This window comes from uncultured Methanofollis sp., from assembly GCF_937919355.1.
Taxonomy (GTDB): domain Archaea; phylum Halobacteriota; class Methanomicrobia; order Methanomicrobiales; family Methanofollaceae; genus Methanofollis.
Genome location: NZ_CALFSA010000012.1, coordinates 19,010 through 37,830, shown reverse-complemented (window position 1 = coordinate 37,830; position 18,821 = coordinate 19,010). Strand labels below are relative to the sequence as shown.

General features: G+C 61.7%; 17 protein-coding genes. 8 read left to right on the top strand and 9 right to left on the bottom strand.

Going from position 1 to position 18,821, the window contains the following annotated elements; all coding sequences use genetic code 11:
• From Q0520_RS00675 to Q0520_RS00665, 3 genes are all read right to left on the bottom strand, one after another.
• The coding region (locus tag Q0520_RS00675) for a PAS domain-containing protein (RefSeq protein WP_298665365.1) at positions 1–1,621 on the bottom strand (1,621 nt) is incomplete at its 3' end.
• 324 nt (positions 1,622–1,945) lie between these two features.
• Positions 1,946–2,533 (bottom strand): MarC family protein, encoded by a 588-nt coding sequence (locus tag Q0520_RS00670; protein ID WP_298665363.1) that lies wholly within the window; start codon positions 2,531–2,533, stop codon positions 1,946–1,948.
• Between the two features lie 47 nt (positions 2,534–2,580).
• A complete protein-coding gene (locus Q0520_RS00665) occupies positions 2,581–3,171 on the bottom strand; it encodes a MarC family protein (protein ID WP_298665360.1) in 591 nt (196 codons plus the stop codon).
• 155 nt (positions 3,172–3,326) lie between these two features.
• Between Q0520_RS00665 and Q0520_RS00660 the strand changes: the two genes are divergently transcribed.
• Entirely contained in the window at positions 3,327–3,728 is a 402-nt protein-coding gene (locus Q0520_RS00660) for a response regulator (RefSeq protein WP_298665357.1), read from the top strand.
• On the opposite strand, the gene Q0520_RS00655 is transcribed toward Q0520_RS00660, so the two are convergent.
• The 3 genes from Q0520_RS00655 to Q0520_RS00645 form a co-directional block, all read right to left on the bottom strand.
• Positions 3,709–4,653, bottom strand: coding sequence for a magnesium transporter CorA family protein (locus tag Q0520_RS00655; RefSeq protein WP_298665353.1), 945 nt, complete (start codon positions 4,651–4,653; stop codon positions 3,709–3,711). The genes Q0520_RS00660 and Q0520_RS00655 overlap by 20 nt on opposite strands.
• A gap of 99 nt (positions 4,654–4,752) precedes the next feature.
• The gene (locus Q0520_RS00650; RefSeq protein WP_298665349.1) at positions 4,753–6,798 is read right to left on the bottom strand and encodes a sodium-translocating pyrophosphatase; all 2,046 of its coding nucleotides are present in this window, start codon (positions 6,796–6,798) and stop codon (positions 4,753–4,755) included.
• A 143-nt stretch (positions 6,799–6,941) separates the two neighbouring features.
• Positions 6,942–8,369 (bottom strand): DNA-directed DNA polymerase II small subunit, encoded by a 1,428-nt coding sequence (locus tag Q0520_RS00645; protein WP_298665346.1) that lies wholly within the window; start codon positions 8,367–8,369, stop codon positions 6,942–6,944.
• Positions 8,370–8,467: 98 nt separating this feature from the next.
• Here Q0520_RS00645 and Q0520_RS00640 point away from each other — a divergent pair, with 98 nt between their 5' ends.
• From Q0520_RS00640 to Q0520_RS00625, 4 genes are all read left to right on the top strand, one after another.
• Positions 8,468–8,899, top strand: a complete 432-nt coding sequence (locus Q0520_RS00640; protein ID WP_298665343.1) for a metal-dependent transcriptional regulator — start codon at positions 8,468–8,470, stop codon at positions 8,897–8,899.
• Positions 8,900–8,963: 64 nt separating this feature from the next.
• Positions 8,964–9,824: a metal ABC transporter solute-binding protein, Zn/Mn family gene (locus Q0520_RS00635; protein ID WP_298665340.1), complete on the top strand. Its 861-nt coding sequence runs from the start codon at positions 8,964–8,966 to the stop codon at positions 9,822–9,824.
• On the top strand, positions 9,824–10,597 hold the full coding sequence (locus Q0520_RS00630) for a metal ABC transporter ATP-binding protein (RefSeq protein WP_298665337.1): 774 nt from the start codon (positions 9,824–9,826) through the stop codon (positions 10,595–10,597). The genes Q0520_RS00635 and Q0520_RS00630 overlap by 1 nt, the downstream gene beginning before the upstream one ends.
• A complete protein-coding gene (locus Q0520_RS00625; RefSeq protein WP_298665334.1) occupies positions 10,594–11,403 on the top strand; it encodes a metal ABC transporter permease in 810 nt (269 codons plus the stop codon). Before Q0520_RS00630 ends, Q0520_RS00625 begins: the two co-directional genes overlap by 4 nt.
• A gap of 27 nt (positions 11,404–11,430) precedes the next feature.
• Here Q0520_RS00625 and Q0520_RS00620 read toward each other — a convergent pair whose 3' ends face one another.
• Positions 11,431–12,039: a DUF3267 domain-containing protein gene (locus Q0520_RS00620; RefSeq protein WP_298665332.1), complete on the bottom strand. Its 609-nt coding sequence runs from the start codon at positions 12,037–12,039 to the stop codon at positions 11,431–11,433.
• 122 nt (positions 12,040–12,161) lie between these two features.
• Here Q0520_RS00620 and Q0520_RS00615 point away from each other — a divergent pair, with 122 nt between their 5' ends.
• The 3 genes from Q0520_RS00615 (at position 12,162) to Q0520_RS00605 (ending at position 16,661) form a co-directional block, all read left to right on the top strand.
• Positions 12,162–12,854 (top strand): signal peptidase I, encoded by a 693-nt coding sequence (locus Q0520_RS00615; RefSeq protein WP_298665329.1) that lies wholly within the window; start codon positions 12,162–12,164, stop codon positions 12,852–12,854.
• A complete protein-coding gene (gene cofH, locus Q0520_RS00610) occupies positions 12,855–13,946 on the top strand; it encodes a 5-amino-6-(D-ribitylamino)uracil--L-tyrosine 4-hydroxyphenyl transferase CofH (RefSeq protein ID WP_298665326.1) in 1,092 nt (363 codons plus the stop codon).
• Between the two features lie 378 nt (positions 13,947–14,324).
• Positions 14,325–16,661, top strand: a complete 2,337-nt coding sequence (locus Q0520_RS00605) for a PKD domain-containing protein (RefSeq protein ID WP_298665323.1) — start codon at positions 14,325–14,327, stop codon at positions 16,659–16,661.
• Between the two features lie 23 nt (positions 16,662–16,684).
• Here Q0520_RS00605 and budA read toward each other — a convergent pair whose 3' ends face one another.
• Together budA and Q0520_RS00595 are read right to left on the bottom strand one after the other, a co-directional pair.
• Entirely contained in the window at positions 16,685–17,494 is an 810-nt protein-coding gene (budA, locus tag Q0520_RS00600) for an acetolactate decarboxylase (RefSeq protein WP_298665319.1), read from the bottom strand.
• Positions 17,491–18,801, bottom strand: a complete 1,311-nt coding sequence (locus Q0520_RS00595) for a small ribosomal subunit Rsm22 family protein (RefSeq protein ID WP_298665316.1) — start codon at positions 18,799–18,801, stop codon at positions 17,491–17,493. The genes budA and Q0520_RS00595 overlap by 4 nt, the downstream gene beginning before the upstream one ends.
• Positions 18,802–18,821 lie beyond the last annotated feature (20 nt).

Here is an 18,821-nt window from a genome sequence, read left to right as displayed (position 1 = left end):
TGGCCATCTCCTCGTTCGAGGTGGAAAGGTCCGCGACGCGCCTGCCGACATCCTCAATCTTCTGGAGTGTCTCGCGGGAGAGGTCGGCGCACTTCTGGCTCGTGATCGCAACCTGCTCGGCGGCTTTTGCCAGCTGGTCGACGCCCTTGCTCGATTCGGACGTGCCGTAGTCGACCTGTTCGGCGATATGCTGGATCTCCCTGACGGTTTCGGTCATCCTGTCGGCCATGTCGTTCAGGGAGTCCTTGAACTTCTGGAAGTCACCGGCGACGACGAGGTCTTCGGAGATCCGCGGGGTGTAGTCGCCCTCAGCATAGTGGCCGGTGACCAGCATCGCCTCGTTGACCGGGGCAACGACCGAGTCAATCAACTGGTTGACGCCCTCGACGACTCCGGCGAACTCACCCTGGTGCTTCGAGGCGTCGGCGCGGGTCGAGAGCCTCCCCTCCCTGCCGGCCTTTGCGAGCATGTTCGCGTCGTCTACGAGCCTCCGGACCGCTTCCATCATTGTAATGAAGGCCGGGATCATCTGGTCGTTCTCAGAACGTTTTCCGGCGGTCTTGAGGTTCTCCAGTTCGGAGAGGTCGCCCCTGCTGATCTGGACCACGCCCTCCTGGATATGGAGGAGGCGGTCCTGGACCGTGTTGATCATATCTGCCATCCTGGCATAACCGCCCTTGTAGTGCCCTTCGACTCTCCGGGTGTAGTCGTTCTGTGCGATCTTCTGGAGGACGACATACCCCTCCTTCAGGCCCTGCATGCCCTCTGTGCAGGTGTTGAGGCTCTCCGCGAGTTTCCTGAAATCACCGTTGCGCTTTGTTGCGTCGACTTTGTCCGGGATCTGGCCCATGCCGATGAGTTCGGCATACTTTACAGCGCTCTGGAGGGGCGTGGTTACGGCGTCGAGGAGGTCGTTGATCTCCTGGAGGATGGCCCTGTACTCCCCCGTATGCCGGGTGGCATCGGCGCGGGTCGAGAATATCCCGTCCCTGGCGGCCTCGGTGAGCATGCCGATGTCTTCCTGCATCATGCCGAGGGACTCGAGGGTGGCCTCTGTCGCCCTGTCGATCTCAGCGATGAGGGGGGCGACTCTCTCCGTGTACCTGTCCGTCGCCCCCATTGTCAGGTCGACCTCCGTGCTTCCCTCCGCGATCTTGGTGAGGTTCTCCGCGATCCTCTGCGCCTCGGTCTCCAGGAAGGCGCTGACCCTCGTCATCTCGGTGATGTCCTGGGTTATCTCGATGTGACCGGTCTTTGTGCCCTGTGCATTGGTCAGGTAGGCGGTATCCATCTGGACACTTTTCCCGTGATCCTGGAAGAGCACCCTCTTCGTCCCGTTCCTGAGGGCGGCGACGCCGCACTTTTCGGTGTTACAGGGCTCGCCTTTGCATGAACTGCAGGGCTTTCCGAGGGCCTGCCGTCTGTCGAGGTGCAGCACAGACTCGAGCGCCCTGTTCATGAACGTCCAGTTCATGTCCATATCGGTCACCGAGATGGGGAAGGGGATCTCGTCGAGGATGGCCTCATACTGCCCGATCTTTGCCTCTGCCTCTGCCAGTCTCTCCCTGAGCAGGGCGTTTTCCTGCTCGCAGTCTTCGGGTGTCATGCTCTGTTTGGTCATTGATGGTTCTCGCTGATCCGGGGGGCATATCGAATTCGGGGTGTATTTTGTGGATGTATGTGTTCAGTCCGCACCCCGGGCGACGAAGCCTCTATTGAAGCCACGGAATCAAATAATTTAATTGGTTGGTGCTCTATTTGCTGATTATCCTTTTTTAAGGGCAAAAAAATAATATTGTGCCTATTTCTATTCTAAATCATAGGTTAAATGATGAATAAGACGTTTTTATGGCCGGTTCACCATCCCTGAGTGTCAGGACGTTCTTTCCGCGGGCAGGGGTACGATTTCCCGGCGGGAAAAAAGAGGTGTGTGGGGACTTGGCGCCTATCGCAGTCCGCCGACACCTTCGGCGATGAGCGTCACCGCGAGGGCCGCGAGTACCATACCGAAGACATCGGTCAGGACCCCGCTGATCGTCTCGCCGAGGGCCTGCTGGATGGCGTCGGCATATCTGAGGATGAGCCAGGTGAGTACCAGGCAGAGTATGACGGCCGGGATGGTGATGAGGATGCCAAGTTTTGTCGAGAGGAGGATCACCGTCGTGATCGAACCCGGCCCGCATATCAGGGGTGTGCCGACGATCACGCCGATGTTCTGCTGTTTCCCCCCTTCCGGCGGCGTGTACTCGATCCCGAGTGCCTGTTGCATCCCCACGATCAGGAGGAGGACACCGCCGGCGACCTCGAAACTCGGGAGGGTAATGCCCAGGATATCGAAGATCAGGGAACCGAAGAGGAGGAAGGTGAAGAGGAGTCCGCCTGCCACAGCCGTGGCTATGGTGGCCTGCCTGTTCTTCTCCTCCGTCCTGTATCCCCGGGTGAGCCCGAGAAATGTGGGGACCACGAGGAGGGGGTGGAGGATGATGAAGAGGGTGACAAACGCGTACGTAAAGGCGGTGAGGGGGTCGTCCATGTGTCTACAGTATATGTTTTTGTCTGGATATATCCTGTCCGCACCTCTTACCAGCCAAGCCCTATCGCCCCTTCGGCGATGAGTTTGACCGCGATGGCGGCGAGGAACATGCCTAATACTCTGGCTACGATATCGGTGATGGTGCTGCCGAAGATGCGAAGGATTGCGGCGGCGTACCTGAGGATGAGCCAGGTGATGGCGAGGCAGAGGAAGAGGGCGATGCCTGTGATGAGCGGGCTGATCTTTGTCGAGAGGAGGATCACCGTCGTGATCGCGCCCGGCCCGCAGAGGAGGGGCGTGCCGATGATCACGCCGGCCATGTTCTGCCTGCTCTTCTCGTCATGGGCGAACTCGATGCCGAGGGCCTCCTGCATGCCCAGGATGAAGAGGAGTATGCCCCCGGCGACCTGGAAACTGGCGAGGGTGATGCCCAGGATGTCGAAGATGAGGGACCCGAAGATGAGGAAGATGAAGAGGAGTACGCCCGCTACAACGACGGCGATACCCGCCTGTCTGGTCTTCTCCTCGGCCGATTTATCTTTCGTGAGCCCAACAAAGATCGGGATCGAGAGTATGGGGTCGAGGATGATGAAGAGCGTCGCGAAGGCATAGAGGAGGGAGGTGAGGAGTTCTGTCATAATCCCATCTATGGTCATGGAAGGATATATCTTTCAGGGCCAGTGGGGATCAGGGGCTGAAAGGGGCGGTTTTTTCGGGATCGCCTGCACGGTGAGAGGGTAGCGCCGCGGTTCGGGGGCGAGGTTTTTTCTCTCCTGCCCTCCTCATTTCCTTGATGTGCGAAGGCGACGTGATAAATCTCCTGATCGTCGATGACGACCCTTCTGTCCGTGAGCGTGCACAGGTGTTCCTGGAAGGGACGGGGAGTTTCTCCTGCACGACCGCGTCGTCGGCAGAAGACGCCTTCCCCCTCCTGCCGGGCCGGTTCGACGCCGTCGTCTCCGACTTCGAGATGCCGGGCCTCACTGGCATCGCCTTCCTCCGGGCCCTCAGGTCGCGGGGCATATCCCTGCCTTTTGTCCTTTATACGGGAAGGAGCCGCGACTCAGTGCTCGAAGACGCTCTCACCGCCGGAGCGTCCTTCTACGTGAGAAAAGGCGGGGGCACGCGGGCAGAGTTGCTGGAACTCGCCCACGCCGTGCGGGTGGCCGTCGCCCTCAGAGCATCTTCTTTTTGATGAGGACGAAGACGATCAGGGCCGAGACGATCATCGATATCCCGATGATGACGGCGAAGGCGAGGGGACTGTCCTGGAGGGGGATACCCACGTTCATGCCGAAGAAACTCGCGATCATCGTCGGCACGGCAAGGACGATCGTCACCGAGGCGAGGAACTTCATCACGATGTTGAGGTTGTTTGAGATGATCGAGGCGAAGGCGTCCATCGTCCCGGAGAGGATGTTCGAGTAGATGTTCGCCATCTCGATGGCCTGCTTGTTCTCGATGATGACGTCCTCCAGGAGGTCCTCGTCGTCGGGGAACATCCGCATCGGCTTGGAGCGGAGGATCTTTTCGAGCACCACCTCGTTGCTCTTCAGGGAGGTGGAGAAGTAGACCAGCGACTTTTCCAGGTTCAGCAACTGGATCAGTTCCTCGTTCCGGAGGGAGAGGTGGAGTTCTTTCTCGACCTCATAACTCCTCTTGTCTATCTGCCTGAGGAAGTTCAGGTAGTATGAGGCGTTCCGGTAAAGGATCTGGAAGAGGAAACGCGTCTTTTTGAAAGTGTAGAAGGTCTTCACCTTCCCGGCGATGAAGTCGCGGAGGATGGGGATCTCCTGGAGGCAGATCGTGAGGATATAGTCCTCGTTCATTGCGATCCCGAGGGGTATGGTCGAGTAGGTCCCTGCGGGTTCGCCTTCCACCCTGATCGGGGTGTCGATGAGGATGAGGGTCTTCCCCTCCTCGGTCTCCATGCGCGGCCTCTCTTCCTCATCGAGGGCGGCCCTGATATCCTCGGGGGCCATGCCCATGATCCCGGCGGCCCGGGCGATCTCGGCCTCGTCGGGTGCCGTGCAGAAGATCCATGAACCGGGTTCGACGATGTCCAGTTCTTCGATGAAAACCCCGTCGCCGTTCTGTCTGGTCTTGAAGATCTGGAGCATGACATCACCTGCAGGAAAAGCGTTCCTGCAGGTAAGGATCTGTCCTGAAGGGTGATGAAGGTGATGACCCGGGAAAAGAGGCCGAAAAAAGAAAAAAAATTAGAGGAACAGGGGGGCGAAGACCACTGCAACAATGCTCATGAGTTTCAGGAGGATGTTGAGGGACGGGCCCGAGGTGTCCTTGAAGGGGTCGCCGACGGTGTCGCCGGTCACACTGGCCTTGTGGGCGTCAGAGCCCTTGCCACCGTAGTGCCCCATTTCGATATACTTCTTGGCGTTGTCCCAGGCGCCGCCGGCGTTTGCCATGGTGATGGCGAGCATGAAGCCGGAGACCAGGGAACCTGCAAGGAGGCCGCCGAGGGCTTCCTTGCCGAGCACGGCGCCGATGAGGAGAGGAGCGACGATCGCAAGGAGACCGGGTGCGATCATCTCTTTCAGGGCAGAGTGGGTGGAGATGGCGATGCAGGACTCGTAGTCCGGGTCTGCCTTGCCCTCCATCAGGCCCTTGATCTCCTTGAACTGGCGGCGGACCTCGACGACGATCTCGTATGCGGCCCGTCCCACGGCCATCATGGTCATGGAGGAGAAGAGGAACGGGAGCATGGCACCGATCAGGAGGCCGATGAAGACCGGCGTGTTGAGGATGTCGATGGCGAGGGTCGGTGCGCCGGCCGGGGTGACCGCGTAGACATAGGAGGAGAAGAGGGCGAGGGCGGTGAGTGCCGCGGAGCCGATGGCAAAGCCCTTGCCCATGGCGGCCGTGGTGTTGCCGACGGCGTCGAGGGTGTCGGTGATCTCACGCACTTCCGGTGTCTGGTGGGACATCTCGGCGATACCGCCGGCGTTGTCGGCCACAGGCCCGTAGGCGTCGACTGCAAGGGAGATACCCAGGGTGGCAAGCATGCCGACAGCCGCGATGGAGATGCCGTACAGTCCGGCGAACTGGAATGCGAAGTAGATCGCGATACCGATGACGATCACCGGGAGGAGCGTGGACTCCATGCCCTTTGCAAAGCCGGTGATGATGTTCGTCGCGGACCCGGTCTGGCAGGACTTTGCGATCTCAAGGGTCGGCTTCCTGTCAAAGGAGGTGTAGTACTCTGTGATCTGGCCGATGAGGAATCCGGCGACGAGACCGGCGATGGTGGCGACGAAGATGCCGAAGCCGTACTCGCCGAGCATTGCGTCCGTGATGAAGTAGGTGGAGGCGACGACGATGACCAGGGCAACAAGGAGGCCCTTGTTGAAGGCGAGGTGGATCGCACTCGACTCGGCCTTGTTCGTCGTGACGAAGAAGGAACCGATGATGGATGCGACGATACCGACGGCGGCGATGACGACCGGGAGCAGGATGACGTTCATCAGGTCGGCGTTCGGGAAGGCGATCGCCGCAGTCGAGGCACCGAGGAGCATTGTGGCAATGACGGCGCCGACATAACTTTCGTACAGGTCGGCACCCATGCCGGCGATGTCGCCGACGTTGTCACCGACGTTGTCGGCGATGACGGCGGGGTTGCGCGGGTCGTCTTCAGGGATGCCTGCCTCGACCTTGCCGACAAGGTCGGCGCCGACGTCTGCGGCCTTGGTGAAGATGCCGCCGCCGACACGGGCGAAGAGGGCGATCGAAGAGGCGCCGAGGGAGAACCCGGCGAGGATGTTCACGATGTCAGCCTGTGGTGCGGTCGGCATGAAAGCGGAAAGGCCGATGAAGGCGATGGAGAGGCCGAAGAGACCGAGACCGACGACCGACATGCCCATGACCGACCCGCTGGCGAAGGAGACCTTGAAGGCCTCGGCAATGCCGCGGCGGGCGGCATTGGTGGTCCGCACGTTGGCGTGGGTGGCGGTGTACATGCCGATGTAGCCTGCAGCCGCCGAGAGGGTGGCGCCGAGGACGAAGCAGGCCGCTGTGAGGGGCCCGTTCGGCAGCAGGACTGCAAGGACGATGGCAAGGGCAACGACGAAGACGGCGATGGCCTTGTACTGGCGGTTCAGGTACACCATTGCACCGGTGTGGATCGCCGCAGCGATCTTTTTCATGACCTCGGTGCCCTCTCCTTCCTTTTTGACCTTCGTGTAGGAGTACCCTGCAAAAAGAAGGCCCAGGAGAGCGCACAGGGGCGCAAGATAGACTATTCCATCCATGTTTTTCTATCCTCCGAGAACTGATTTCACATCAAAACTCGGGAATTGATTATTCAATTCTATGAGGCAGTTCAATAATAAAAAGCGAGCGATTTTTATCCTCTGTCCTGGTGCTGCCGGTGCATCAGGAGTATGGTCGGCGATCAGGGGAGGCGCACCGGTTCGCCGGGCTGGCTGAAGTCGAGCATCTCATGGTCCACGGTCCGGAGGTCCAGGACCACCGCCCGCGCCGGGGTCGGCACGGTGTTCATCTGTTTCTGGAAGGCGGTCTGGGACTGCCAGGTGCCGGCGTTGACCATGAGGACGCCCCTGTACTTTTTGATCCCGCTGATGTGGACGTGGCCGGTGAAGAGCACTTCGGGTACCGGGTCGATGATGAGGGGGTCACGTTCTGCCGGGGCGATCGGGGTCCGCAGCCCGAAGGTCGGGGCGAGGTGGCGCCTTTTGAGCATCTCTTCCATGATCTCCTCGGGGTGGCAGTACGACGCCCCCGGGATCATGCCGATCATGTCGTCGTACGACCGACCGTGGTACATCAGGACGTGGACCCCCTGCAGGGAGATGAGGGCCGGGTTTTCGACCCAGACGCAGTTGTCCGGGTAGCCCTCTCTGAACTCCTCCGGGATGGCGGGCTGAGGCTCTGCGCCCCGCACGACGTCGTGGTTGCCCGGTGCGAGGACGATCCTGAGGTGGGAAGGGAGGGTGGAGAGCATCCTGCCGAAGGCCCGGTACTGCTCGTATATGTTTTTGATCACGAGTTCCTGTTCCTGCCCCGGATAGACGCCGATGCCGTCCACGAGGTCGCCGGCGACGAGAAGGTAGCCGATCTCCGGGTGGTCCCCGAGCCATGCGGCGAAGCGGTGCCAGGCGTCTTCGAGGAAGGTGTCCGAGCCGACGTGGACGTCGGAGATGAGGACGGCGCGGCCGGGCTGGTCGGAGTGGATGGGTGCATGCGAGATGGGGATGTCGGGCCGCACAAGGGTGTCGGCAAAGAAAATGTTCCCGTCGCTGGAGAGTTTGCCCTTCACCCCGACCACCTCGTCGGGGAGGAGTTTCTCGGCCTCCTCAAAACCTTCCCTGCTCTTGTTGAAGAGCACCCGCATCGTGGCGGTCGGGTCTTCGAGTTCGGCCATCTTGTTCCCGCTCGCGGTGGACCGGACCTCTGAGACCATGCCGATGAAGGAGACGTCTTCGTCCCGGTAGCGCCCTGTCCTCTGGAGCGCCTCGATCGGGACGGGCTGGACCCTCCCCTTGAGGACGCTGGAGAGACGGGTGAACCTGTTCCTGAAGTAGGTGACGTACTCCTCGAAGTCCTGTATGCACCCGCAGTCCCCGTCTTTGCCCTGGAGCACTTTGAGGTGCGGATCGGCGAGGAACCGCATCCCGTCCCTCTCTTTTTTCTCTGCCTGGATACACTCTGGGGAGACAAAAAAGGCCCCGGACGGGACGGTCGCGATGATGCGGTCGATGAGGGCGGGGTCGTCCTGATCCCTGATATACTGGACCACCTCGGGGGCCACCAGCAGGTCGGTTTCCAGAAAACGGGCGACGATCTCCTTCTCGCAGAGCATCAGTACTCTGTTTGTCGTACGCCCTCATGATAGTCTCGGTGTCGCGCGAAATTTGGACACCTGGAAAACTTTATCGCCATTGCGGGCGAGTACCGGGCATGGCGGAGATCGACGGATTTGAACTCCCTGCGAGGAAATCTGAATTTTTAAAGGTCGTTTCGCTTTGTGGAGGGACGATGAGGACGAACGAGGTCGCCCATGAACTCAACGTCTCCCCCTCGACGGCGACGAAGGTGCTCGCCGACCTGGCGCGGGAGGGTTATCTGGAGCATACCCCCTATCATGGCGTTTGCCTGACCGCAAAGGGAGAGGAATATTCACGTTTTCTCGTCCGCCGCCACCGCATCGTCTCTCTTGCCCTGAGCCGTTTCGGTCTCTCGCCCGACGAGGCGTGCCAGGAGGCGAAGAACCTCGAGGGCCATGTCTCCCGCGCCCTTGTCGACCGGATCTGCGCGTCTCTCGGCCACCCCGTGATGAGCGGGTGCGGTCCCATCGAGCATGACGGCGACTGCTGTCCTTGCGGACGGTGAGGCGCGCAAGGTGTATATAGGGGTTCCATGATATTTGGATAGACACCAAATTTGAGGTTCCCACATGATGCCAGCAGTGCCATACGGGGGACTGGCGCTCTGCGGCGTCGTCTTCGTCTTCCTCTCCGTTCTTGCCTCGGGCTGCACGACCCAGGCGCCCGAGTCGGGGAAGATGCTCGTCGCCGTGACCATTCCTCCTCAGGCTGAATCTGTCGGGGCGATAGGCGGCGACCGCGTCGACGTCCTTGTCCTCGTCCCGCCGGGCGCAAGCCCGCACACCTATGAATTGACGCCGGGCCAGCTCACAGACCTCTCCCGCGCCCGCCTCTATGCGGCCGTTGGGTCGGGCGTCGAGTTCGAGACGGCGTGGATGGAGAAGATACGGGAGGTGAACCCCCGCATGACGGTCGTGGACTCTTCCGAAGGAGTCGCGCTCCTCCCGGACGGTGACCCCCATATCTGGCTCTCCCCCGCGAATGCGAAGGTCATGGCGGAGAATGTCTGCGACGGTCTCGTCGCAGCTGATCCTGCAGGGAAAGACGTCTATGAGGCGAACCTCGCCGCCTACCTCGCCCACCTCGACGCTCTCGACGCCGAGATCAGGGCAGAGGTGGGAGAGTCTGGTTGCAGGGCCTTCCTGGTCTCGCATGCCTCATGGGGCTACTTTGCCCGCGACTACGGGCTTGTCCAGATCCCGGTCGAGGAGGGTGGTAAGGACCCGTCGCCGCGGCAGATCGAGGAGACCGTCGCTCATGCACGGGCCGGGAACATCTCTGTCGTCTTTGCCGCACCCGAGGCGAGCACCCGGAGCGCCCATGTCATCGCCGACGAGATCGGGGGCCGGGTCGTCTCGCTGAGCCCCCTTGCAGGGAACTACACGGAAAACCTCAGGGCGGCGTCGGCGGCGATCGCGGGGTCGGTCTGATGGAGGGGCCTGTCATTGACCTCTCCGGGGTATCTGTCTCTCTTGGCGGCCGCCCCGTTCTCCAGGACATCACCTGGAAGGTGATGCCCGGCGATTTTTTCGCGGTCATCGGACCAAACGGGGGGGGAAAGACGACCCTCCTGCGGGCGATCCTGGGACTCATCAAACCCGCGGCAGGGACGGTGCGCGTGCTCGGTGGAAGTCCCGCAGAGAAGCGTCACCTCCTCGGCTATGTCCCCCAGTACCGCACCTTCGATTTCAGTTACCCGGTGAGCGTGCAGGAGATGGTCCTCTCCGGCCGCCTCGGTCATGTGCGGGGTTTCCCCCGGCGCTATAACCGCGAAGACCGGGAGATGGCCGCCTCGGCCCTCCAGACGATGGGGATCGCCGACCTTGCCGGCCGGGAGATCGGACGTCTCTCGGGGGGACAGCAGCAGAGGGCGATCATCGCCCGCGCCCTTGCCGCCGGGCCGGAGGTGCTCATCCTCGACGAACCGACGGTCTATGTGGACGCCCCGACAGGCGACCACTTCATGGAGATCCTTGACGGCCTGCGGGAGACGATGACCATCGTCCTGGTCACCCACGATATCGGAGCCCTCTCGTCCCATGTGACGAAGGTCGCATGCCTGAACAGGCACCTTTACACGCACAACGACGCCCGGATCACCGGCGACATGATCCAGGCGGCCTATGGGTGTCCTGTCGACCTCATCGCCCACGGCCTGCCGCACCGCGTCTTTGCCGACCATGGGGAGGGCGAAGAGCCATGATGGAGGTCTTCGCCTACGACTTCTTCAGGAACGCCCTTGCTGCCGGCATCCTTGCGAGCGTCGCCTGCGGCATCGTCGGCACCTATGTCGTCGTCAAGAGGATGGTCGCCCTTGCCGGCGGCATCTCCCACACGGCCTTCGGCGGGATCGGCCTCGGCTACTTCCTGGGGATCGACCCCATCCTCGGTGCGCTGGGCTTCACCGTCGCCTCCGCCCTCGGCATGGGCGAACTCTCCCTCACCCGCAAACAGCACCTCGACACCCTGATCGGGGCGTTCTGGGCGGCAGGCATGGCCCTCGGCATCCTCTTCGTCTTCCTGACGCCGGGTTTCGCCCCCGACCTCTTCGGCTACCTCTTCGGGAACATCCTCCTGGTGCCGCAGGGGGCGATCCTCTCGATGGCCGCCCTCGACCTTCTCATCGTCGGCGCCGTCCTCCTCCTGTACCACGAGTTCTTCGCGGTCACTTTCGACGAAGAGTATGCACGGGTCATGAACCTCCCTGTGCGGGCGATCACCCTCGCCCTCCTCGTCCTCGTCGCCATCACCATCGTGATGCTCATCCAGGTTGTCGGGATCATCCTGGTCATTGCCCTGCTCACCCTCCCGGCGGCGATAGCCCGCGAGTTCTCCCGGAGTCTACCGCGGATGATGGTCCTCTCCGTCGTCCTCGGTGCGGCCTTCACGACGGGTGGGATCGTCCTTTCCTATCTTCTGGACGTCCCCTCGGGTGCGACGGTCATCCTGATCAGCACCGCAGCCTACGGGGCGGCGATGGGGCTTCGAGGCCTCTCGTCCCGGAGTTAGGCCGGTCTTCTTTCCCCGATCCAGCAGTCACTGCAGTGGCACCAGGACTGCCATCTCTTCTCCTTCTTCGAGGACGACGCTGCCGGGTGGGGAGCGGATGATGGCCGCCGCTGCCCGGAGGTCGGCGACCGAACCGGCGGCATTGAGGGGGAGGAGGACGATGGTGGCAAATGCCCACGCGGGGGCAAGGGCCGTGAGCATGGTCCCGATTGCCGGGATCAGGACGAACGGTGCCATCAGGATGAATATGCTCTCTTTTCGTGTGTACGGTCCACCGGCCGAGCAGGAGCAATAGAGGAGGACAGACCTCCTGCCCCACCCGAAGGCCGGGCGTCTGTGCAGGAGGCGATATGCGACGCCGTGGAAGCCCTCGTGAAGGATACCCGTGAGGGGTATGAGGATGATGAGGACGATGAGGGGTAAGAGATCGGAGGGGCCGGTCATCGTGAAACTGAAGGAGTCGGCACCGGTGACCTGGATGTAAGTGAGGAGGGACAGGGCGAAAAAGACGGAGAAGAGGATGAAAGACCAGGCCGTGAGGAGGAGAGATGTCCCCCCGGAAAAGGTGAGGGTGCGGAACCGAGCGTATTTTTTCGGGTCGATGGGGTTCCCCGGGAAAATGCCCTGCAGGTCCATGATATTCTCAGGTCCGTACGCTTTTCAGGAATATATTGCTGTGGTCGGACGGCGTGCCGACTGCTCCCGCCCTTCCTCTCCCATATTTATATCAGATCCAAGTTCCCACCATCTCCCTACAGATGTCGGATAGAACGTCTCCTGAACCGAAACCCGGTCTGATCGAGCAGATCAGGACGAGTTCGAACCCGGTCGTTTCTTTTGGCCGCGACGTCGCCTGGGCGGTGGCGGTCGTCGGCGTCATTGCGCTGGTCCTCTTCCTGGTCTCCGGGACGTGGCCGGCGGTGGTGGCGATCGAGTCCGAGAGCATGGTGCCGAATATGAATGTCGGCGACCTTGTCTTTGTGGCGGCGCCCGATCGTTTTGGCCCCCTCCAGACCTTCCAGGAGGGGGAGGCGTCGGGCTATGAGAAATACAACCGGCCTGGCGACGTGATCATCTACCGCCCGAACGGGGACGGTTCGGTCCACCCGATCATCCACCGGGCCATGATGTGGGTCGCGGGGAACGAGACTGTCCAGATACCGCTCAACGGCCGCACTGCCATGTATACGGCGCCGCATGAGGGGTACATCACCTGGGGCGACAACAATCCTGCCCCTGATCAACTCTCGGTCTACCGCGAGGTCGGCGGGCAGATCGAACCGGTGAAGACGGAGTGGGTCGTCGGCAAGGCCCTCTTCGCCATTCCTTTCCTGGGGTACCTCCCCCTCCACCTGATCGAGACGGCGATCGTGCTGGTGGTGTTGATGATCCTGTACGACCTCGTGATGGGGGCGCGGGAGAAGGAGACCTCCGGCAAGAAGAGGCGATGAATGGCGCACGACGAGATCGGCACCCTGCTTTCCGACACGCTTGCCGGCCACAGGATGACAGAGGATGAGGCCCTCTCCCTCCTCAGGGTGAAAGATCGGCGGATCTGGGAGATTGCCGCCGCCGCGGACGAGGCCAGGCAGGAGAGGGCCGGCGACGCAGTCACCTATGTGCGCAACCAGAACATCCATATCACAAATATCTGCAAGAACCTCTGCGGGTTCTGCGGGTTCGGGCGGAAAGCGACGGACCCCGGCGCCTACATCCACGGGGAGGAGGAGGTGCGGCGGCGTGCGGCCCTTGCCCTCGACCGCGGGGTCACCGAGATCTGCTTTCTCTCGGGTGTCCACCCGGCTTTCGACGTCACCTCGTACGAGGAGATGATCTCGTGGGTCCACGAGGTCGCCCCCACGGTGGACATCCACACCTGCAGTCCTGAGGAGGTCTCCTATGCCGCACGGCGGAGCGGGATCTCCACGGCCGAGGTGCTCGGCCGCCTGCGGGCCGCGGGCCTCGGCACTCTCCAGGGGACGGCCGCCGAGATCCTGGTGGACAGGGTGCGGCAGGTGATCTGCCCGCGGAAGGTGCCGACGGCCGAGTGGGTCAGGATCATCGCGGAGGCGCACAGGATGGGGATCAGGTCGACGGCGACGATCATGTACGGCTCCTACGAGTCTGAGGCCGACAGGGTGCGCCACCTCGCCATCCTGCGGGAGGTCCAGGACGAGACGCACGGTTTCACCGAACTCGTCCCCCTCCCCTTCATCCACGCGAACACCCCTCTCTATAAGGCCGGGATAGCCCGTCCGGGCACGACCGGGCGGGAGGACGTCCTCCTCTTCGCAGTCTCCCGCCTCTTCCTGGACAACTTCGCGAATGTCCAGGTCTCCTGGGGGAAGGTCGGGACGAAGATGACGCAACTCGGCCTCCTTGCGGGGGGGAACGACCTCGGCGGCACGATGTTCGACGACGAGGTCTCCTCTGACGCCGGTGCAGAGGAGGCAGACTACCTCGACCCGGTCGAGATGCGGCGGATCGCGGAGGACCTCGGGCGTCCCCTCCGCCAGAGGACGACGACGTACGAAATCCTCTGACCGGTGTCGCCGCTATCATTTCTCTCTTTTTTGCTCCTCTCCTCTGGTTTTTGCTATCCTGTGGGTCATACCTGTATTGGCCAATATTCTCTGATGTACCTGAATAATCTGAATAAAATGCTATTGTGGCATCTTTATTATTTTTAAAGACCCTCCGGATCACCGCGCGGGGGATAATTATATATGCTGAAATAGATACCTCCCGGCATAGCCTTCCGGGTTTACCATGAAAACCACCTGGGTGGTTTTCACATAACCGCCTGAAACTTCGTTTCATGAGCGATTCTAACCGACTCGAGGGGCCCAGTACGGGGGGGAAATTTTCCAATGATATGCAATCCGAAGAAAAGAAGAGCGATAGCCAGCACTGTGCCGGTTATGACCGCATTCATCATCCTTACTGCCGTATGTGCCATCCCGGCAGCGGCACTTACATGGAATATCGAGGAAGTACAGAGGGGGACTCCCGGCAACTGGCCGGTCAATTATGTCGACTCGCTGGTGCTGGACTCCTCCGGGGACCCGCACGTGGTGTATTACGATCTGACGGACGACGACGCGGACCGCCTTGTCTATGGAGAGAAGATAGGGGACGACTGGTCTCTGGAGACGATCGAGACGATAGTCAATATGAGCCCGTATTCTGCTCTCGCCCTTGATCTTTCGGACACTCCGCATGTCTGCTATTTCAACGCCACGTCCCTTGTCCATGCCTGGCGCGAGGGCGGGGAGTGGCAGCGCGAGGTCGTCGGCACTTCGAGGGGGATGCACCTCTCCGGTGCCTTCGACCCGTCGGGAGACCTGCATCTGGTCTACTACAACACCACCCTCTGGAAGCGCGCCCTGCGGTACGCCGTCTGGGACGGGGGTGCCTGGACAGACGAGGAGATCGTCCCCAGGTCGAACCAGCTCTTCAGTTCCCTTGCGATCGATGACGACGGGGCGGTCCATGTCGCCTACATCGACGGGAATACAGGTGAACTGATGTACAGCCTGAAGGACGAATCCGGGTGGAACCCTGAGACCGTGGCCGACGGTGTGGGGGTGAATGACGGGACCAGTCCGGGTTACACATCGATCGCCCTTGACGGCAACGGCATGCCGGCAATCGCCTACTATAACCTTGACAGTGAGACTCTCGGTTATGCGTGGCAGGAAGACGGAGTATGGCGGCATGAGGACGTCGCAGCAGCGAAAGGCGACCATGGCGACCGTGCCTCTCTTGCATTCGACGGCAAAGGCCTGCCCGCGATCGCCTTCACCTCTGTGAACGCGACAGATGTGATGGTCACCTATGCCTGGAGAGAGGACGGGATATGGGAATTTTCCCGGATCATTGATGGGGGTCGCCAGGGTTCTGGTGGGTATCCCGACCTTGCCATGACGGCGGACGGGTCGCCGCGCATCAGTTGCCGGACAGGTCCTCATGATTCGGTCGAGTATATCTGGCCTGTGCCCGAACCTTTTGCCGCCAACTTCAGCGCCAGTGTCACCTCCGGGCACGCGCCCCTGAATGTGACCTTTACCGACGAATCGACTGGCGGGCCTGACACCTGGGCCTGGGACTTCGGCGACGGCGAGACTGCGATGGAGAGGCACCCCGAGCACCTCTATCCATTTGCAGGAGTTTATGATGTCTCTCTCACCATCTCGGGTGCATCCGGCGATGCCACGCTCGTACGGGAAGGCTACGTGACCGTCCTCCCGCTCGCCCGTTTCTCCGCGAACGTGACCTCAGGTCTGGTGCCACTTGCCGTGCTCTTCACCGATGAATCGACTGGCGGGCCTGACACCTGGGCCTGGGACTTCGGCGACGGGAACACCTCAACCGAACCTGAAGGGGTCCATGTCTATGAGGAGGTCGGGAACTATTCGGTCTCCCTGATGGTTGCGAAGGGGGAGTTGAGCAACACGACTGTCCTTGCGGATGAGATCGTCGTCCTTGCCGAACCCACGACCGAACCCACGGCTGGACCTACGACCGAACCCACGACCGAACCCACGGCTGGACCTACGACTGAAAAACCTCCGTCGCAGTATTCGGGCGGTGGCGGTAAAGACCGGTCCTACGCGTATGATGCGGTCTTCGGCCTGAAGCCTGGTGAGAATACCACCCTTCACTTTGACCGCAGTGCCATCTCGGAGTTCACCTTCACTGCGGTCGAGGGGATCGAGGGGATCATGGTGACTCTCGAACCGGTGGGTGAAGCTCCTCTGGATTTCGACGGCCCGGTGTACCAGTACATCGAGGTCACGCTCTCGTACGCCGATGAAGACGCCCTCAAAAAGACGACGTTCTTCTTCGACATCCCGAGGAGCTGGCTTGCGTCGGAGGATCTCGGTACCGGTGACATTGTCCTCTGGTATTATGATAGCGGAAAATGGCGTCCTCTCGTCACCGAACTGATACGGGTGAACGATGACCGGGCGTACTACCGCGCCCATTCGACCGGTTTCTCGTACTTCGCCATCGCCGCGGGGGAGGGGATGACTCTCCTTGCGGTCGAGAGTTCTGCCTCGGCAGGAGAAGTAGTCGAGGTTACCACCGAACCGCCGGTGACCTCGGCCCCGACGACGTCTGAACCGCCCCTGACAACGGTGGCGGAGACGACCGCAACGACCTCGCCCCCGGCGACGGCACAGCCCTCTCCTGCTGGCTTTGCAGCGTTCCTCGTCTCTTTCGTCCTTGTGGTCCTGGTGCTCAGGCGCCGGTAAATCCCCTTTTTTTAAAATGTAATCTACCGCTCTGCCAAGGTCAGTTCGGCCTCCCGGTTCCCGGAGAGGTCTGCGGTCAGGAACCCGCCTTCGTTAGGGAGAGAGAGCCTGATCTCCGGGGTGATGTCCAGGGAGACGGTGGCATGCTCCACCGTGGCGTCGAGGAGGTGGCCGCCGCCCGTACGGTCGTCGGCAAGGTAGTGGAGGTGGAAGCCCGGCACATTCACCCCTGCGAGGTACTTCGGAAGACGGAAACCGACGAGGCTCCCCTCGCCCCGGCCGAAGGTGAAGACGTGCTGGTTTTTCGTCGCCTCTGCAAGGAGCGGGTAGGGCTTCTCCTGCCTGTCGACGCTTCGTGCGGTCACGTTCGTGAACGCGCCCTCCACGAGGACAGCGCAGGGGAGGTTTACCGAGGGGAGTGCGGCCTCGATCGAGGCCTCGAGGTCGGCAAGGGTCGTGGGGCCGGTGACCTCGAAGACGATCTCGGGCTCGAATGTCGTCACCGCGGCGAATGGCGTCTTTGCACTCCCTTCCACCTGCACGACCGTCCCGTCGCCCTTCACCTGCCATGCCTCGCCGTCGACGACGATGAGTTCGCCGTCCAGTCCTTCGAGGGTCCCGATGCCGGTGTCGCCGCGGGCGAGGATGCTGTCGATATCGGCGGCGCCGTCATAGACGCCGTCGAGGAGGGCGTCGACCGTCGAGACCAGGTAGAGTGTTTCGTCGGCGGAGGCACGGTCCCCCGACCACCGGACAGCTGTCGTGGCGAAGAATGCCGCCGAGACAACGAGCAGTGCAAGGAGGACGGCATACCGCCCCTTCTCCGGGATCATGTGCCATTACCCCCGCCGATGGGGGTGACCGTCGTCTTCCTGCTGATGATGATGGAGTAGGTGTCGGCGTCCCTGTTGTACCTGACACCGGCATTCCTGATCGAGAGGACTTCCCCGTATTTTCCTGATATCAGCGCTTCGTTCCCCTCGTTCCTGGCATAATCTGGGAGCACTGCAAAGACTGGCGTCTTTGTCGTGCCGTCGCAGATCTTCACCACATGCCTCTTCTCGTCGCCGATGTCGGGCGACATCCTGGCGGCACGGACATGGATCTGCCTGCCGACGTGGGAGGAGAGGGCACCGAGGCGTGCCGCCTTGTCCTGTTTTCCGATACGGTACGGGACGCGGGTCAGGCCGTCTTTTCTGAGAATGGCGTAGGAATACTTGATGTCGGTGTTCCTGAAGCGGTAGCCTTCCTCGCCGCTGGCGAGGGCCTCCATCAGGCGCGGCGGTTTCACCTCCGGGCCTGTGGCGAAGGTCCAGCACCTGTCTGGCCGGCAGACGTCGCCCCACAGGGGCGTGCAGGGGGCGTAGACAGAGAGGTCGCGGGAGGCAAGCGCCGCCTGGACCTCCCTGAGGGCGGTCGATCCTTCTTTCTCCGCGGGTTCGATCAGGACGACGGACCCTTCGGGCGAGAGGAGGTCGGCGTAGCGGGCGACAAGGTCGGCCTTCCCTTCGGCGTCGAGGCCGTTCATTTCGTTCAGGACGTTGGAGAAGACGATGAGGTCGTAGGGGCCGGCGAGTGCGGGGTCGTCCCTGAGGTCGGCGAGGATGGGGGTCGAGACGGCGACCCGCCCCTTCTTCTCGGTGTACGGGGTGACGAGGGCGGTGTAAGCCTCTGTATTCTCGTCGGAACGGTCGATCGCGGTGATAGTCGCCTGTGCGGTGTCGAGCCGACCGTAGTAGTCGGCGATGGCGAGGGAGACGACGCCGGGGCCCGAACCGGCGTCCAGGGCCCGCAGGTGACGGGGGACGAGTCCGTCCTGCACCAGGTCATGGAGGAGGAGTTCGAACTGTACCAGGTAGACGGGAAAATGGTACGAGAGGTAGGCGAGGACGTCGTAGCCGCGGCCGTAGAAGATCTTTCTCTTCTTTCCCTTTGCCCAGTACCTCCCTTTCTGGGCGATGACGGCCTCGCGGATCCGGCCGAGGACGACGGGATCGTTCCAGGTCTTCCCGGTCTTCTTTGCAATATATTCCTCGATCAACCGCTCCATCCGCCGCGGCACCCGCGGGGAGGCGAGGAACTCCTCCTCTTTCCTGGTCTCGTCAGGCGAGAGGACGAGGGGATCTGAAGGTCGCGTCATGGGAGAAGGTTTCTCCGCCT

What these genes read in the sequence shown, in the direction of transcription:
- budA (WP_298665319.1), bottom strand. Translation starts at nt 17,494, where the DNA reads ATGATCCCGGAGAAGGGGCGGTATGCCGTCCTCCTTGCACTGCTCGTT.
- Q0520_RS00630 (WP_298665337.1), top strand. Translation starts at nt 9,824, where the DNA reads ATGGAGGGGCCTGTCATTGACCTCTCCGGGGTATCTGTCTCTCTTGGC.
- Q0520_RS00655 (WP_298665353.1), bottom strand. Translation starts at nt 4,653, where the DNA reads ATGCTCCAGATCTTCAAGACCAGACAGAACGGCGACGGGGTTTTCATC.
- cofH (WP_298665326.1), top strand. Translation starts at nt 12,855, where the DNA reads ATGGCGCACGACGAGATCGGCACCCTGCTTTCCGACACGCTTGCCGGC.
- Q0520_RS00645 (WP_298665346.1), bottom strand. Translation starts at nt 8,369, where the DNA reads ATGCTCTGCGAGAAGGAGATCGTCGCCCGTTTTCTGGAAACCGACCTG.
- Q0520_RS00615 (WP_298665329.1), top strand. Translation starts at nt 12,162, where the DNA reads ATGTCGGATAGAACGTCTCCTGAACCGAAACCCGGTCTGATCGAGCAG.
- Q0520_RS00605 (WP_298665323.1), top strand. Translation starts at nt 14,325, where the DNA reads ATGACCGCATTCATCATCCTTACTGCCGTATGTGCCATCCCGGCAGCG.
- Q0520_RS00595 (WP_298665316.1), bottom strand. Translation starts at nt 18,801, where the DNA reads ATGACGCGACCTTCAGATCCCCTCGTCCTCTCGCCTGACGAGACCAGG.
- Q0520_RS00640 (WP_298665343.1), top strand. Translation starts at nt 8,468, where the DNA reads ATGGCGGAGATCGACGGATTTGAACTCCCTGCGAGGAAATCTGAATTT.
- Q0520_RS00660 (WP_298665357.1), top strand. Translation starts at nt 3,327, where the DNA reads ATGTGCGAAGGCGACGTGATAAATCTCCTGATCGTCGATGACGACCCT.
- Q0520_RS00625 (WP_298665334.1), top strand. Translation starts at nt 10,594, where the DNA reads ATGATGGAGGTCTTCGCCTACGACTTCTTCAGGAACGCCCTTGCTGCC.
- Q0520_RS00665 (WP_298665360.1), bottom strand. Translation starts at nt 3,171, where the DNA reads ATGACAGAACTCCTCACCTCCCTCCTCTATGCCTTCGCGACGCTCTTC.
- Q0520_RS00670 (WP_298665363.1), bottom strand. Translation starts at nt 2,533, where the DNA reads ATGGACGACCCCCTCACCGCCTTTACGTACGCGTTTGTCACCCTCTTC.
- Q0520_RS00620 (WP_298665332.1), bottom strand. Translation starts at nt 12,039, where the DNA reads ATGGACCTGCAGGGCATTTTCCCGGGGAACCCCATCGACCCGAAAAAA.
- Q0520_RS00650 (WP_298665349.1), bottom strand. Translation starts at nt 6,798, where the DNA reads ATGGATGGAATAGTCTATCTTGCGCCCCTGTGCGCTCTCCTGGGCCTT.
- Q0520_RS00635 (WP_298665340.1), top strand. Translation starts at nt 8,964, where the DNA reads ATGATGCCAGCAGTGCCATACGGGGGACTGGCGCTCTGCGGCGTCGTC.